We start from the raw sequence: 15,196 nt of genomic DNA, 5'->3' as shown, positions 1-15,196 counted from the left end.
GATCATAGGAACACTCGCCCCCTTCGTCCAGCAGACACGTTCGCAGAAGCGGGAAAAGCAGTCGGCATGAACCGTCTTGCAGAACTCGGGCTCCGCGATCTGACGCGCCGCCCGCCGAAACGCCTCCACGACCACCATCCGTCGGAGCCCTGTCGCCCCCTAACCCAAAGCTGATCCGATCAGGCTCTTCAGGCGATAGGCGGCGACGATCCGGGCGGTCCTGGCCTGGGTGGCGGCAGCGGCGGCGGCCGTGGCTTCGCGCTCGGCGTTCAGCAGGTCGATCTGGGGTTTCAGTCCGACGCGGACTTCATGTCGAACGCTGGCCAGGGCCTGGACCGCGGCCGCGCTTTGTTCGTCGGACGCCTGGGCCACCAGTTCGGCGGTGTGAATGTCCTGCCAGGCGGCGAGAACCTGTTCCTCCAGGCCCATGCGGGCGGCGCGCAGCCGGGCGGAGGCGGCGCGGACATCGGCGCTGGTCTCGGCGATCTTGCCGGACGTCAGGCCGCCGCTGAACAGAGTCCAGCGGCCGCGGATTCCCACGGTCGCGCTGTCGGCGCGATAGTCCGGAAAGAACTGGTCACGAACCGAGCCCGCCTCGACGAAGGCGCTGACGGTCGGCAGGCGTTCGCCGCGCGCGGCGCGGGCGGCGGCCTCGGCCGCCTCGAGATCGGCCCGCGCCTGACGCAGGGCGGGGCTGCCGCCCATGGCGATCGCCATCGCATCGTCGAGTGAGCCGGGCAGAGGCGGATTGGGTGGAATCGGTTGCAGATCAACCGGCTCGAGGCCGGTCAGATTGCGGTAACGGGCGCGGGCGGAAACCTGCATTCCCTCCGCGCGGGCCAGGTCGGCGCGGGCCTCGGCGGCGCGCGACGCGGCCTGGGCGACGTCGGTGCTGGGGGTTTCGCCGGTCCGGAAGCGCTCGCGCGCCTGTCGCTCGATTTCCACCGTCTGGCCCGCCAGCTCGCGATACAGCCTCAACACGTCGCTGGCGGCGAGCATATCGCCATAGGCCTGAACCACCGCCAGGACGACCTGCCCCTGAACGGCGTCGCCGCCGGCCTCGGCTGCAGCCATGCCTGCGCGCGCTTGCGCGATCCCCGCCGCCGCGCGTCCCCCGGTGAACAGGGGCTGTTCGAGCGTCAACTGGGCCGCCCGAGGCGTGACGTCCGCCGCGCCCAGACCGAAGAACGCCTTCGGATCAAGCCGGCCCTGACCGACCGTCCCGCTGAGGCTCAGCGAAGGCGCTCGCGCTGAGCGCGCCTGCTGCAACCGGCCTTTCGCGGCGTCGGCGCCGGCGTCGGCCTCGGCGATTTCGGGCGCATGGGCGATAGCGGCGGCGATGGCCTCCTCCAGCGTCGTCGCCTGCGCCAGACCGGGTGCGGCCAGGAACAGGACCAAGGCCCAGGGCGCAGCGTGGCGCAGGCTCATCGGAAGGCGTTCCCCGGACGCAGACCCAGCGCCTTGAACACCATGGCCGCCGGGCAGAAGCCGGTGAAACCGGACTGGATCATGTTCAGCCCTGCGAAGACGGTCAGGGCGATCCACCAGGGATGGACGGCGTAGGACAAGGCCACGCCCGCCAGCACGACGCATCCGGCGAAGATCACGACAGCACGATCAAGGTTCATCGGTAGGCTCCAGATTTAGAGGGAGGGGGTCACATGCGAAGCTTGCGGATGCCCATGATGTGCATCGCCAGCCGCTCGTAGGAGGGTTCGCTTTCGCCCCTGCGCACCTTGCGCAGGAAATATTTCTCGAAGCCGACCTTGGCCAGGTGGACCCATTTGCCGCTCGCGGCCCAGTTGACGTTGCGCGGCGGGATCTGCGGCTGGGCCACGAAGGCGACGCCGCCGTCCCCGAAGTCCGCCAGACAGACGGCGTTCCAGGTCGCCTCGGCCTCGGGCGTCTCGCCAGCGATCAGGGCGGCCAGATTGGCGGCGACGGCGGTGACCATGCTTTCGATCATGAAACCGGTCTTGGGCACCCCAACGGGAACAGGCGTCGGGCCGGTCGGGGCGATGGCGACACAGACGCCCAGAGCGAAGATCTCCGGGAAGGCGGGATTGCGCTGATGCTTGTCGATCAGGATGAAGCCGCGCGGATTGGTCAGGCCCGGGATGTCGCGGACCGCAGGCACGCCTCGGAACGCCGGCAGCATCATCGAATAGCCGAAGGGCAGTTGATGGGTCTTGGCGACAGCGCCGTCCTCGGCGATCTCCTCGACGTGCATCAGGCCCGGCTCGACCTTGGCGACACGGGCGTTGGTGATCCACTTGATGTGCCGCTCGCGCAGCTTGCTTTCCATCAGGGACTTGGTGTCCCCGACGCCGTCGAGGCCGAGGTGGCCGATATAGGGCTCGGCGGTGACGAAGGTCATCGGCGCCCGATCCCGGATCTTGCGCCGTCGCAGCTCGGTATCCAGGATCAGCGCGAACTCATAGGCCGGGCCGTAGCAGGACGCGCCCTGAACCGCGCCGACGACGATGGGGCCGGGGTTCTCCACATAGGCGTCGAACATGTTGGCGGCGTGCGAGGCGTGCGACGTCTGGCAGACGGACACCGTGTAGCCATCCGGCCCCAGCCCTTCGATTTCATCGAAGGCCAGATCGGGGCCTGTCGCAATTACGAGATAATCGTAATCGACACTGTCGCCGTTGTTCAGCTCGACCCTTTTTTCTGCAGCGTGAAGCCGTTTCGCCCCCACCGCCGTGAAGCCGATCTTCTTGCGGGCGAAAATCGGCGGCAGATGAACCTGAATCTCCTCCGGCTCCCGCCAGCGGACAGCGACCCAAGGGTTTGATGGAACGAAAGAATAAGTCTCCGACTCGGCGATCATCATCACCTCGGCGCGCCCCTTGACGGCCGCTCTTATCTCATAGGCGGCGATTGTGCCGCCCAGTCCGGCGCCGATGATCACAATCTTGGGCTTGGCCATGTTTCCCTCCAGAAGGCGTTTCCATCGCCCTTATGTGCTTGACCGAATATAATGATTACATGATATACACAATAATAAAAGTATGACACCGCGTTCGGCGGGTCCATGGAGGTCGAAAATGTTCGGATTTGGAAAGCCCAAGGCCCATCGGGAGATCGGCCCGGCCGATCTTAAAACCATGCTCGCCCAGGATCAGGTCCTGCTGGTCGATGTGCGGGAAGCGGGCGAGTTCGCCGCCGAGCATATCGCAGGCGCCGTGAACCTGCCGCTCTCGTCCTTCGACCCCGCGCGCCTTCCCCAGGCGGACGGAAAGACGGTCGTCCTGCAATGCGCGGGCGGAAAGCGGTCGGGCATGGCGCTGGAACGCTGCGCCAAGGCCCAGGCTGCGATCGATACGCACCTGGCGGGCGGACTCGGGGCCTGGAAGTCGGCGGGCCTTCCGGTCGAGCGCGGCTGACGTGCGATTGATCGGCGGGGATGGTGGAAGGACGACGGCGATGAAGATGTGGACCCTGATGGCTGCGGCCGCGCTGACGCTGTCGGCGTGCGGCGGCGCGGATGAAAAGCGCGAGCCGACCGCGAAGGCGGCGCCCGCCGGCGAGCAACTCGTCCTGGCCTCGAACCTCCTCGCCGACACCAAGACGGTGGCGGGCGAGATCACCACCCGCGACCAGTCGCAAGCCCGGGCGCGCATCTCCGGCGTCTTGGTCGTCCTGTCGGTGCGCGAGGGCGATATGGTGAGCCGCGGTCAGCAGATCGGACGGGTTGTCGACGACCGGATCGGTTTCGAGACCAGGGCCTATGGCGCCCAGGTCGCCGCCGCCGAGGCGGAGGCGACGCGCGCCCGCGCCGACCTGGGACGGATCCAGGACCTGTATGACCACAATGTCTACGCCAAGGCGCGCCTGGATCAGGCCGTCGCGGCGTCCCGCGCCGCAGACGCCCAGACTGCCGCCGCCCGCGCCGAACGCGGCGCCAGCGCCAGCATGGCCGGCCAGGGGGCGATCCTGGCGCCGGCCGCCGGCCGCGTCTTGAAGGTCGAGGTCACGGCCGGATCCGTGGTCAGCCCCGGAATGTCGGTCGCGACGATCACCGCAGGCCCCCCCGTGCTTCGTCTCGAACTCCCCGAATCCCTCGCCGGCCGGGTCAAGCCCGGCGCGCGCGTCCTGCTGACGGCGGACGATCTGCCGGTCGAAGCGCGCCAGGGACAGGTGACGCAGGTCTATCCCGCCATCGTCGGCGGGCGGATTCAGATCGATGCGGCCGTACCGGGCCTGACCACCGAACTGGTCGGCCGCAGGGTCGCGGCCTCGATCGAGATCGGCCAACGTCAGGCCCTGACCGTACCCCGGCGTTTCGTCACGACGCGTTATGGTCTGGACTATGTGGAAGTGATTTCACCTGACCGGAAACCCAGCGCCGTCCCGGTTCAGACGGCCCCCACGAACGACCCTGAAACGGTCGAAATCCTGAGCGGCGTCAAGGCCGGCGACAGGCTGGTCGCGACGAGGACGCAAGGATGAAACTGGGCCTGTCCGGGCGCCTGACGCGCTTCACCATCACCTCTCCGCTGACGCCGCTGTTCCTGCTGGCGGCCATCGCCGTCGGCCTGCTGGCCCTGTTCTCGATCCCGCGTGAGGAAGAGCCGCAGATCAGCGTGCCCATGGTCGACATCCAGGTGGCGGCGCCCGGTCTGGCGGCCCCCGATGCGGTCGAACTGATCGGGATTCCCCTCGAGACCATCGTCAAGAGCGTGAACGGGGTCGAGCACGTCTACACCCAGGCCGAAGACAATGGGGTGCTGGTGACGGCGCGCTTTCTGGTGGGGTCCAACCCCGAGGACGCCGCCATCCGGATCGAGGAGAAGCTGCGCGCCAACCGGGACCGGATTCCGGTGGGGGTCCCCGATCCCAAGGTGACGGTGCGCGGCATCGACGACGTGCCGGCCATCGTCCTGACCCTGACCCCGAAACCGGGCGCGGCGGGCCAATGGACCGATCAGGCCCTCTATGATCTGGCGCACAAGCTGCGCACCGAAATCGCCAAGGTCGATAATGTGGGCCTGACGTTCGTCACCGGCGGTCGGCCCGACGAGATCCGCATCGCTCCTGATCCCGCAAAGCTGAATCAGTATGGCGTGCCGCTGGGCCGTGTGATCGAGGCGGCGTCTCAGGCCAACCGCAGCTTCCCGGTCGGCAATGTCCGCGAGGACGGCCAGGCCGTGGCCGTCACCTCCGGCCGCACCCTGTCCTCGGCCCAGGAGATCGGCCTGCTGACCGTCCGCTCCGTCACCGGCGCGCCGGTCTATCTGCGCGATGTCGCGGACGTGGCCCAGGGGCCGCGAGAAGACCAGGCCCGGGTGTGGCGCTGGGCCCGGCATGACGGTCAGTGGGCCAGCACGCCCGCCGTCAGCATCGCCATCGCCAAGCGCGCCGGCGCCAATGCGGTGGTGGTGTCCGAAGCCGTGCGTCAGCGCGTCGAAAACCTGGAAGGCAAGCTGATCCCCGAGGGGGTCGAGGTCGCCGTCAGCCGCGACTATGGCGAGACGGCGAACGAAAAGGCCAACGAACTGCTGTTCCACCTGGCCCTGGCCACGGTGTCGATCGTCGTGCTGATCGGCTTCGCCATCGGCTGGCGCGAAGCCGCCGTCACCGCCGTGGTCATTCCCACCACCATCCTGCTGACCCTCTTCGCCTCCTATGTGATGGGCTATACGATCAACCGCGTCAGCCTGTTCGCGCTCATCTTCTCCATCGGCATCCTGGTCGACGACGCCATCGTCATGATCGAGAACATCGCCCGTCACTGGGGGATGCGCGACGGGCGCAGCCGAACCGAGGCGGCCGTCGAGGCGGTGGCCGAGGTCGGCAATCCCACCGTCGTGGCGACCCTGACCGTCGTGGCGGCCCTGCTGCCCATGCTGTTCGTTTCAGGTCTGATGGGTCCCTATATGGCGCCCATCCCGGTCAACGCCTCGGCGGCGATGATCTTCTCCTTCTTCGTCGCGGTGGTGATCGCCCCGTGGCTGATGATCCGGTTTGCGCGAAAGACCCTGGCCCACGGCCAGCACGATCAGGCCCATGAAGAGGGCGGCGGCAAGCTGGGACGGCTGTACGCCCGCGTGGCGCATCGCGTGATCGACAAGCGGTCCTCGGCCCGCAACTTCCTGATCGGCGTCGGCCTCGCCACCCTGGTCGCCTGTTCGATGTTCTACTTCAAGGCGGTCACGGTGAAACTGCTGCCCTTCGACAACAAGTCGGAGATCCAGGTGGTGGTCGACATGCCCGAAGGGACCAGCCTGGAAGCCACCTCCCGCACCCTGGACGAGGCGGCGGCTCAGATTCGCACCCTGCCCGAGGCGGACGCCATGGAAGCCTATGCCGGGGCCTCGGCGCCGTTCAACTTCAACGGTTTGGTGCGGCACTATTTCCTGCGCGACCGGCCTGAGATGGGCGATCTGATGATCTCCCTTCTGCCCAAGGACGAGCGCAGCCGCTCCAGCCACGCCGTCGCGCTGGACCTGCGCGACAAGCTGAAGGCCCTGCCCCTGCCCTCCGGCGCGTCGATCAAGGTGGTCGAGACGCCGCCCGGCCCGCCCGTCCTGGCCACCCTGCTGGCGGAGATTTATGGCCCCGACGCCGAAACCCGGCGCAAGACCGCGCTGGAAGTCGAAAAACTGTTCCGCTCCGTCCCCTATATCGTCGATGTCGACAACAGTTTCGGCCAGGAACGGCCGCGACTGCGGCTGGTCCCCGTTCGGGATCGCCTGGACTATTACGGCCTGTCCGAACGCGAGTTGCAGGATTCCATCGGCGCGATCCTGGCCGGCTCCACGGTCGGCTACGCGCCGCGCGGCGACGGCCGCTCGCCCCTGCCGATTACCGTCGCCCTGCCGCAATCGGCGCGCAGCTGGAGCCGCACCCTGGCCACGACGCCGGTGGCGGTGACGACCGGCCCGACGGGACCGCGCCTGATCGAACTGGGCGAGGTCGTTGACGGCCGCCGCGAGGCGGGCAGCTACGCCGTCTTCCGTCGCGACGGCCGACCGCTCGACATGGTGACGGCCGAACTGGCCGGCGAATACGAGGCGCCCATCTACGGCATGCTGGCGGTCAATCGCGCCATCGAGGCCCATGACTGGGACGCGCTGGGTCTGCAGAAGCCGGCCGTCCGCCTCAATGGCCAGCCGGAGGATGAATCCGTTCCCACCCTGCTGTGGGACGGCGAGTGGGAAATCACCTGGGTCACCTTCCGCGACATGGGCGCCGCCTTCATGGTCGCCCTTCTGGGGATCTATGTGCTGGTCGTGGCCCAGTTCCACAGCTTCAAACTGCCCCTGGTCATCCTGACCCCCATCCCCCTGACCCTGATCGGCATCGTCATCGGCCACATGCTGTTCGGCGCGCCCTTCACCGCAACGTCGATGATCGGCTTCATCGCCCTGGCCGGCATCATCGTGCGCAACTCGATCCTGCTTGTGGACTTCATCCGGCACACGGCCTCGCCCGACAAACCCTTGCGCGACGTCCTGATCGAGGCGGGCGCCATCCGGTTCAAGCCGATCCTGCTGACCGCCCTGGCGGCCATGATCGGGGCGGCGGTGATCCTGACCGATCCGATCTTCCAGGGTCTGGCGATCTCGCTCCTGTTCGGCCTGGCCTCCTCGACCCTGCTGACCGTCCTGGTCATTCCGGCCATCTATGTCGTGCTGCGGGATGACGGAAAACCCGCGACCCGATGACGCCGCACCAAGCCCCCATGGCGGATCTGGCCAGGCACGCCCATGCGGCCGCTGCGGAGTTGAAGCTGCTGGCCAATGAGCATCGCCTGTTGCTGCTCTGCCGGCTGACGCAGGAGGAACTGTCGGTGGGGCAGCTTGTGGGGCTGTGCGGCCCGTCCCAGTCCGGCGTCTCTCAGAATCTGAGACGGCTGCGCGAGGGCGGGCTGGTGAAGACGCGTCGCGACCGCTCAACCATCTATTACAGCCTCGCCGACGACACGGTTCGCCAACTCATCGACATCTTATGCGACCGCTTCGCCCGCCCTCGGACACCCGACTAGACGAAAGGACGCCAGTCCCCTCCGCCCGCGCCTTATCGACGGGGCGCCGGGGTGACGCGGGCGAACCGGGCGGCGTCCCCACGGGGCGGGGCTGACGCCTCGGTCGAGGGCGCCGAAGCCCCGGCGGAGGGCAGAAGGCGCGCGCCGACCGCCTGTCCGTCGCCGCAGAAGATTTCGTACAACATGCCCATCACCGCCTGGGCGCGTTCGTCGGCGATGGAATAGTAGATCGAACGCGACTGGCGCCGGGTCTTGACCAGGCCGTACTGGCGCAACTCCGCCAGTTGCTGCGACAGAGCCGGCTGCTTGATGCCCAGATCCGCCTCGAGCTGTCCGACGGATCGCTCCTCCGCAGCAATATGGCAGAGGATCAACAGCCGATTTGTATTGGCCAGCTGACGTAGCAGTTCGGCGGCCTGGGGCGCCTTGTCCTTCAGCCGCCCCATGGCCGCGGCCTGGTCGTCGCTCATGCGCGGCGCTCGCGATAATACCAGGGCGCATCACCGTCGCCGTCAGCCAGGGCCGCATCCAGAGTGGTGGCGGCCGGCTCCAGCAGGGGCTCGCCGGGCGACCATCCGGCCGGCGTCGACGCCTGCTCACGGTCGGCGGTCTGCAGCGCCGTCACCAGCCGCAGCAGTTCATCGACCGATCGGCCGATATTCATCGGATACCAGCTGATGGCGCGCACGATCCCGGTCGGATCGATGACGAAGCTCGCCCGCACCGTGGCGCTGTCGCTGGAGCCGGCGTCGACCATGCCGAAGGCGTGACCGATGGCCATGGACGGATCCTCGATGATCGGGAAGGCCACCTTCACGCCGAAGCGGCGATAGATGTCCTTCAGCCAGGCCAGGTGGGAATAGAGGCTGTCCACCGACAGAGCCATCAGGTCACAGCCCAGAGCCTCGAAAGCGTCCGCCCGCCTGGCCAGGGCGATGAACTCGCTGGTGCAGACCGGCGTGAAGTCGGCCGGGTGCGAGAACAGCACCAGCCACCGCCCGCGATAGTCGCTGAGCCGTTTCTCGCCCTGGGTCGTGCGCGCGATGAAGTCCGGAGCCGGATCATTGATACGGAGGGCGCGGAGGGCGCTGGGGCTGTGTGGCGGGGCGGTCTCAGTCGAATCCATGGGGCGGAATCTAGTGACTTTCAGGCCGCTTCGCCATACTGAAATACATACCTGCAAGAACTATGAAGGTGTTTATACGTCGATCGCGGACACGGACGGCTCGAGCTCCGCAACCCACCCGCGACCAGGTCGCCATATCCAGGGAGGTATTCACCCGCGTCAACGGTGTGGACGCCTCTGGCGCCCAGGTGTGGTCGGCGCAGGTTCTAGTCGTCGGTCCAGGTTTGATGGCGGAAGCGCGCAGGCCGGGTTCGGCCGTGGCCGGCGCCGACCTGCCAAGGGCGTCAGCGAACAGCCTGGCGATGTAGGCCGAGCCGTTGCCGGTCATGACCCGCTCGACGACGATGCGTGACGCTGAGGGTGTCCAACACCGCACACAGGGAACGGTCGGCCGATGTGAGGCGCTATGCGCTTGAGATGAGCGGTTCGCCCGCCGCTCCAGGAGCCGCCCATGCCCATGAAAATCTCTCACTTTCCCAACCCGACTTCCGGGGCACGGACGCAGCCAGAGACGATCACATGAACGCCCGGTCGACGTCGGGCCTGGCGCAGGGCGGTCTCGGCGGGCCCGAAGATCAGCTGCTGGAAGACGGACAGGAGGAAGTCTTCTCCCGCGCCGAGATCGAGAGCGGGCGCATCGAACACCATGCCAATACCCAGACCGCCCCTGATCCGGGCGAGATTGAACCTTCGTCCCCTAACTCAGACCAGAGCCTGACCGCGCCGGCGGACGCCCGCGCCAAAGACAAGGCCCGGGGCGCGGCGGCCTGAGCATGGTTCAAGGCCTACGCGACCCCATCCCGGACACGGCGGTTCATCTTTGCGTCGACATGCAGCGTATGTTCGTCGAGGACACGGAGTGGCGCACCCCCTGGGCAGCTCGCGTGCTGCCCGTCATCGAACGGCTGTGCGAAGCGAAGCCGGAACGCAACGTCTTCACCCGCTTCATCCCCGCCGCGCGCCCGGGCGAAGGCAGGGGCACTTGGCGCGGCTACTGGGAGAAATGGTCGTCGATGACTCTCGACGCCCTGGGCCCTGAATTGGTGGATCTGGCGACGCCGCTTCAGCGCTTCGTCCCTCCCGGACGCCTGATCGACAAACACGGCTACTCGCCGTGGTTCGGAACCGATCTCGACCCGGTGCTGCGGCGAAGCGGCGTGGACACCCTCGTCGTCACAGGCGCGGAGACGGATGTGTGCGTCCTGGCGGCGGTGTTGGGCGCGGTCGACCTTGGCTACAGGGTCGTGGTCGTCAAGGACGGCCTGTGCAGCTCTTCGGACGCCTCTCACGACCGACTCATCGCCCTCTATCACGAGCGCTACGGCCAGCAGGTCGAAGCGGCGGAATGCGCGGAGGTTCTCGATGCCTGGCGCTGACAGGGACGCCTGGCGGCCGATCAATCCGCCCGACGAGAACGGCCCCCGCGACGGCGCCCTCCCGGCCTATGTCGCCAATGGGCTGATCGGGCTTCGGGTCAGGGAAATGCCGCTCATGGCAGGCATGACCCTGGTCAATGGGGTGGTCGGGGAAAATCCGGAGCGCCGGGTGGAAGCGGCCGCCCCCGTCCCCTACCCGCTCGCCGCCGATCTCTGCGTCAATGGCGTCTGGATGTCCGATCAGCCTTGGGCGGTCTCGGACCTTCGCCAGGCCTACGATTTCGCCACGGGTGAACTCACCAGCCGGTGCCGTGTCCGGCTCGGCGGAGTGGACGCCGCCATCGAGATCCTGACTCTCACCAGCCGTACCGCGCCGACCCTGGTGATGCAGGAAATCCATGTGCGGCCGGACGTGCCCTGCCACATGCGTTTGCGCGCCGTTGTGGCGACCACGGACCTGCGCGGACGGGTCGCCCGACGCCGCACCGACACGCCGGGCGAGCCTGAGCCGGCCTGTGACGGGTCTCTGCTGTGGTCGACCGAGGGGGACCTGTCCACATGCGGTGTCGCCCTGGCGACCGAGACCACGCCGGGGGCCTCCCCCGACGTCACCGCCTGGGACGCGACCGGACCATTGCAGACCACCTACGACCTCGGCACGGTCGGCAAGCGGGGCGCGAGCCTCAGACAGATGGCCGCGCTCATCCCCTCGCTGATCCATGCACGCCCCGACGAAGAGGCGGTCCGCCGGGTTGCGCGGGGCGCCCAGACGGGTTTCGACGTCCTGAGAGCCCGAAACCGAGACGCGTGGCGCGAACTGTGGCGGGGACGCATTGTTGTCGATGGGGCGACGCCAGACCACCAGGCGCTGATCGATGCGGCCTATTTCTACCTGAACAGTTCGGTGCATCCAGCCTCGCCGTCCGCAACTTCGATCTTCGGCCTCGCGACCTGGCACGACTACAATTATTACTTCGGCCACGTGATGTGGGACATCGACGCCTTCTGCGTGCCGCCCGTGATGCTGTCTCAGCCGGACGCGGCGCGGGCGCTGCTGGATTTCCGGAGCCGGGGCCTGAGGGCGGCGAAATCGAATGCGCGGCTCTCGGGCCGGCAGGGCGTGCAGTTTCCATGGGAGGCCGCGCCCCTGACGGGGCAGGAGGCGGCGCCGGGGGCCGGGTCGGCGGCGGCGCACGAAGACCACGGGTCGCTGCATGTGGCGCGGGCCTTCGCCCTGTTCGCCGACGCGACGGGCGACGAGGCCTTCTTGAGGGACGACGCCTGGCCTGTGCTGGAAGGCGTGGCCGACTGGATCGTCAGCCGCCTGACGCGCACCGCGCGCGGATATGAACTGATACGCGCCACGGGCCCCGCCGAAGTGCCGGATCCGCCCGACAACGACGCATTCAGCCTGATGTTGTCGCACGACGTGCTGTGTCGCGCTGTCGCCGCCGCCGAAGCGACAGGACGCACGCCCCGGGCCTCATGGGCCGAGGTCAGGGACAACCTCTATCTGCCGGTGCGGTCCGACAAGGTCATCGCCGCGCATGACGCCTTCCGCATCGACGAACCCAAGGGCGCGACTCCCTCGCCGCTGGGGGGCCTCTTTCCAGGCGGGTACCAGACCGACGAAGCAGTCGAACGCCGGACGCTCGACTTCTACCTGGCGCACTGGCGCGATTATGTCGGCGCGCCGATGCTCCCCGCCCTCTATGGCGTCTGGGCCGCCCGGACCGGCGATCGCGCCCTGGCGCTGAAGCTGTTCGAGGAGGGGTACGCGGCCTATGACGCGGGGCGATTCCACCAGTGCCTGGAATACCGGCCCGACCACCCTGACAGCGAGACTGCGGCCGGTCCCTTCTTCGCCAACCTGGGCGGGATGTTGCTGGGGCTGCTGTTCGGCTTCACCGGCCTCGATGCGAAGGGCGATCCCGCCCATTGGCCTGATCGCCCTGTAGTCCTGCCCGAAGGCTGGCGCGCCATCTCCGTCGAACGTCTCTGGTTCGGCGGACGAACGGCCGCCCTGAGGGCGGATCAGGGGGCGGAGCGGGCCGTCATCAAGTTTCATTGAAAAGGAAAGAGACCCATGTCCGTCATCGACAAGGCGCTGGCCGCCATAACGCCTCAGCCTAACGAAGAGAAACGCCAAGAGGCCACTCAGAAGGCCAGAGAGGCGGCGGCGCCGGGAGATTGGCTGTCGCTGGCCCTGGATCACCATGACCAGATCCGCGCCGCCTTCGCCGAAGGCCGCAATGTCCGTTCGGCGGCTGACCGCCGCGCCGCCATGGACCGGCTGGCTCTGGTGCTGAACGGCCATTCCCTGGCCGAAGAGATCGTCCTCTATCCGGCTATGGCCCAGAACGGTCACAAGATGCAGGCGGGCGTGGCCTATTCCGAACAGACGACCGCCAAGATGCAGATGGCGGAGTTGGAGAACATCGCCCCTTCCTCGGACGCCTGGCTCGACAAGTGGGGCCACATCGAGGGCGCGGTGCTGACGCACATGTTCGAGGAGGAGAACGGCTGGTTCATCCACCTCAAGGAAAAGGGCGAACATCAGGACCGCCTGACCGCCCGTTACAAGGAGGAGTTCGAGCGCTACGCCGGCGCACTGTGACCGCGTCGCAGTCTGGGCGTTAAGGGCGTTCCGACGGAAACCCGTCCCTTGAAGGGACGGGTTCAGACGGCCGGGGCCGCGAGCTCACTTCCCCCGTACATCCGCCTCCCGGCGCCGGGCCACGGTCGAACGTATCGATCGGTGACGCGGCCGGACCTGGCCGTCGAGGTCGATCATCAGACCGCTTCTCGCCAGCCCGGCTGGTGCAGCCGTCAATGCGGCTTCAGGATCACCTTGGTCCATTCATTCTGGTTTTCCTTGAAGTTCTTGTAGCCCTCCGCCGCCTGTTCGAGAGGCAGGCGGTGGCTGATCAGGTCGGTGGTGTCGATTCCCCCCTCCAGGATCAGCTGAAGCAGCTGCGGCAGGTAGCGCTGGACGTGGGTCTGGCCGGTCTTGAGCGTCAGCCCCTTCTCCATGAAGGCCCCGACGGGGAACTTGTCGGCAAAGCCGCCATAGACGCCTGGCACCGAGACCGTGCCGCCCTTTCGGACCGCCATGATGGTTTCGCGCAGCACGTGGGGGCGGTCCGTGCCCAGCCGCGTCTCCTGCTTGACCGCGTCGATGATATTGTCGGGCGAGAAGCCGTGGCTCTCCATGCCCACCGCATCGATGCAGCTGTCGGGGCCCAGACCCGCAGTCATCTCCAGCAGGGCTTCGCGCACCTTGACCTCGTGATAGTTCAGCACCTCCGCGCCGTTAGCCTTGGCCAGCGCCAGACGGTTGGGATGATGGTCGATGGCGATGACCCGACCTGCGCCCTGCAGGATGGCGCTCTTGACCGCGAACAGCCCCACCGGGCCGCAGCCCCAGATCGCCACTGTGTCGCCGGGCTGGATCTGCGCGTTCTCCGCAGCCATCCATCCCGTCGGAAAGATGTCCGACAGGAACAGGACCTTCTCGTCCTCGATGCCGTCCGGGATCTTGATCGGACCATAGTCGGAATAGGGGACGCGCGCATATTCCGCCTGCCCTCCCGCAAAGCCGCCGGTCAGATGGGAATAGCCGAACAGGCCGGCGACTGACTGCCCATAGGCGATCTCGGTAGCGTCCGCCTTGTCGGCCGGGTTGGAGTTGTCGCACGCCGCCGGCATCGACTTCTCGCAGAAGAAGCACTGGCCGCAGGCGATGACGAAGGGCACGACGACGCGGTCGCCCTTCTTCAGGCTGGTGTTGCCCCGGCCGACCTCGACCACCTCGCCCATGAACTCATGGCCCAGGATGTCGCCGTTGGACATGCCGGGGATCATGCTGTCGTACAGGTGCAGGTCCGAACCGCAGATGGCGGTGGCGGTGATCTTGATGATGGCGTCGCGAGGATTGACGATCTGCGGGTCAGGGACGGTGTCGACCTGAACATTGTGTTTGCCGTGCCAGGTGAGGGCGCGCATGGGCGAATCCTTATCGAATGGGGTCGGGAAAATCAGAAGTGGCGAGAGGCGCGGGGCGCGGCGTCAGGCGCCTTTGAGGTCGAGATCTCGCCCGTCTCCATCAGCTGCTTGAAGCGACGAAGCTCGCGTCGGGCCTGGATGCGGGGTTCGCGCTGCATCACCTTGGCGACGACCTTGCCGACGATCCCCGCAGGCGGCTCGTAGCTGATGAAGACCCGCACCTCCGTGCCCCGCCCGAAGGCGTTGTCTCTGAACGCCACCCAGCCTTCGTGGTCGACGTCGGAGCCTTCGCTGGAGGTCCAGGCGATGCGTTCGCCGGGAACGTCCTCGGTGATTTCGCTGGTCAATTCGACGTCCTTGTCGCCTGGGCCGGCGACGATCCAGCGCGAGCGGCCGTCTCCCAGCACCTCGACCGACTTCACGGTCTCCGAGAAGGTCGGCAGGTTCGTGAGATCGCGCCAGTAGGCGTATAATTCATCGCGAGGCCGATTGATCAGGACGGCCCTGAGGCTGGACGCCTCGTATTCGCCCTCGCGTCGATCCTTGTCGACGAATGCGGTCGACCCGACATCGGCGTCGGTCGAAACTTCACTATAAGACATGGGTTTAGCTCCGGTCGGCTGAGTCTGGTCAACCACCCGGCCGGAGCTTCGTTCCCAGTGTCCGCGAAGGAACAGGCGCGGCTGCCGGGGG

At 67.2% G+C, this 15,196-nt stretch carries 15 protein-coding genes; 8 read left to right on the top strand and 7 right to left on the bottom strand.

The genetic code is table 11. The features are described 5' to 3' along the window. Positions 1-159: 159 nt before the first annotated feature. The 3 genes from AC1RSI_RS08300 to AC1RSI_RS08290 are packed head-to-tail and all read right to left on the bottom strand — an operon-like array spanning position 160 to position 2,935. Positions 160-1,428: a TolC family protein gene (locus AC1RSI_RS08300; protein ID WP_008258841.1), complete on the bottom strand. Its 1,269-nt coding sequence runs from the start codon at positions 1,426-1,428 to the stop codon at positions 160-162. After that, the gene (locus AC1RSI_RS08295; RefSeq protein ID WP_008259227.1) at positions 1,425-1,628 is read right to left on the bottom strand and encodes a YgaP family membrane protein; all 204 of its coding nucleotides are present in this window, start codon (positions 1,626-1,628) and stop codon (positions 1,425-1,427) included. Before AC1RSI_RS08295 ends, AC1RSI_RS08300 begins: the two co-directional genes overlap by 4 nt. A 29-nt stretch (positions 1,629-1,657) precedes the next feature. Continuing rightward, on the bottom strand, positions 1,658-2,935 hold the full coding sequence (locus tag AC1RSI_RS08290; protein ID WP_035305103.1) for an NAD(P)/FAD-dependent oxidoreductase: 1,278 nt from the start codon (positions 2,933-2,935) through the stop codon (positions 1,658-1,660). A 118-nt stretch (positions 2,936-3,053) separates the two neighbouring features. Here AC1RSI_RS08290 and AC1RSI_RS08285 point away from each other — a divergent pair, with 118 nt between their 5' ends. The 4 genes from AC1RSI_RS08285 to AC1RSI_RS08270 are packed head-to-tail and all read left to right on the top strand — an operon-like array spanning position 3,054 to position 7,996. Further along, positions 3,054-3,392, top strand: a complete 339-nt coding sequence (locus AC1RSI_RS08285) for a rhodanese-like domain-containing protein (RefSeq protein ID WP_008261203.1) — start codon at positions 3,054-3,056, stop codon at positions 3,390-3,392. A gap of 40 nt (positions 3,393-3,432) precedes the next feature. Beyond that, positions 3,433-4,458: an efflux RND transporter periplasmic adaptor subunit gene (locus AC1RSI_RS08280; RefSeq protein ID WP_035305106.1), complete on the top strand. Its 1,026-nt coding sequence runs from the start codon at positions 3,433-3,435 to the stop codon at positions 4,456-4,458. Next, on the top strand, positions 4,455-7,676 hold the full coding sequence (locus AC1RSI_RS08275) for an efflux RND transporter permease subunit (RefSeq protein WP_154725214.1): 3,222 nt from the start codon (positions 4,455-4,457) through the stop codon (positions 7,674-7,676). Before AC1RSI_RS08280 ends, AC1RSI_RS08275 begins: the two co-directional genes overlap by 4 nt. Beyond that, positions 7,673-7,996 (top strand): ArsR/SmtB family transcription factor, encoded by a 324-nt coding sequence (locus tag AC1RSI_RS08270; protein WP_035305112.1) that lies wholly within the window; start codon positions 7,673-7,675, stop codon positions 7,994-7,996. Before AC1RSI_RS08275 ends, AC1RSI_RS08270 begins: the two co-directional genes overlap by 4 nt. 32 nt (positions 7,997-8,028) lie before the next feature. Here AC1RSI_RS08270 and AC1RSI_RS08265 read toward each other — a convergent pair whose 3' ends face one another. Together AC1RSI_RS08265 and AC1RSI_RS08260 are read right to left on the bottom strand one after the other, a co-directional pair. Then, on the bottom strand, positions 8,029-8,466 hold the full coding sequence (locus AC1RSI_RS08265) for an ArsR/SmtB family transcription factor (RefSeq protein ID WP_035305115.1): 438 nt from the start codon (positions 8,464-8,466) through the stop codon (positions 8,029-8,031). Next, a complete protein-coding gene (locus AC1RSI_RS08260; protein ID WP_035305117.1) occupies positions 8,463-9,122 on the bottom strand; it encodes a peroxiredoxin in 660 nt (219 codons plus the stop codon). The genes AC1RSI_RS08265 and AC1RSI_RS08260 overlap by 4 nt, the downstream gene beginning before the upstream one ends. Before the next feature lie 417 nt (positions 9,123-9,539). Here AC1RSI_RS08260 and AC1RSI_RS08255 point away from each other — a divergent pair, with 417 nt between their 5' ends. Genes AC1RSI_RS08255 through AC1RSI_RS08240 form a run of 4 tightly spaced genes read left to right on the top strand, consistent with a single transcriptional unit; the run spans position 9,540 to position 13,115 of the window. Further along, positions 9,540-9,893, top strand: coding sequence for a hypothetical protein (locus AC1RSI_RS08255; RefSeq protein WP_154725215.1), 354 nt, complete (start codon positions 9,540-9,542; stop codon positions 9,891-9,893). Positions 9,894-9,895: 2 nt separating this feature from the next. Next, complete coding sequence (locus AC1RSI_RS08250; RefSeq protein WP_154725216.1) at positions 9,896-10,498, top strand: cysteine hydrolase family protein; 603 nt, start codon at positions 9,896-9,898, stop codon at positions 10,496-10,498. Beyond that, a complete protein-coding gene (locus tag AC1RSI_RS08245) occupies positions 10,485-12,569 on the top strand; it encodes a glycoside hydrolase family 65 protein (protein WP_154725217.1) in 2,085 nt (694 codons plus the stop codon). Before AC1RSI_RS08250 ends, AC1RSI_RS08245 begins: the two co-directional genes overlap by 14 nt. Before the next feature lie 15 nt (positions 12,570-12,584). Continuing rightward, positions 12,585-13,115 (top strand): hemerythrin domain-containing protein, encoded by a 531-nt coding sequence (locus tag AC1RSI_RS08240; RefSeq protein ID WP_008261341.1) that lies wholly within the window; start codon positions 12,585-12,587, stop codon positions 13,113-13,115. Positions 13,116-13,327: 212 nt separating this feature from the next. Here AC1RSI_RS08240 and AC1RSI_RS08235 read toward each other — a convergent pair whose 3' ends face one another. Then, positions 13,328-14,503 (bottom strand): zinc-dependent alcohol dehydrogenase, encoded by a 1,176-nt coding sequence (locus AC1RSI_RS08235; protein WP_035305121.1) that lies wholly within the window; start codon positions 14,501-14,503, stop codon positions 13,328-13,330. Positions 14,504-14,535: 32 nt separating this feature from the next. Continuing rightward, positions 14,536-15,105 (bottom strand): SRPBCC family protein, encoded by a 570-nt coding sequence (locus tag AC1RSI_RS08230; RefSeq protein WP_008263669.1) that lies wholly within the window; start codon positions 15,103-15,105, stop codon positions 14,536-14,538. Positions 15,106-15,196 lie beyond the last annotated feature (91 nt).

It is taken from the genome of Brevundimonas sp. GW821-FHT10E09 (assembly GCF_058809375.1).
This window is presented reverse-complemented; position numbering and strand designations above follow the sequence as displayed.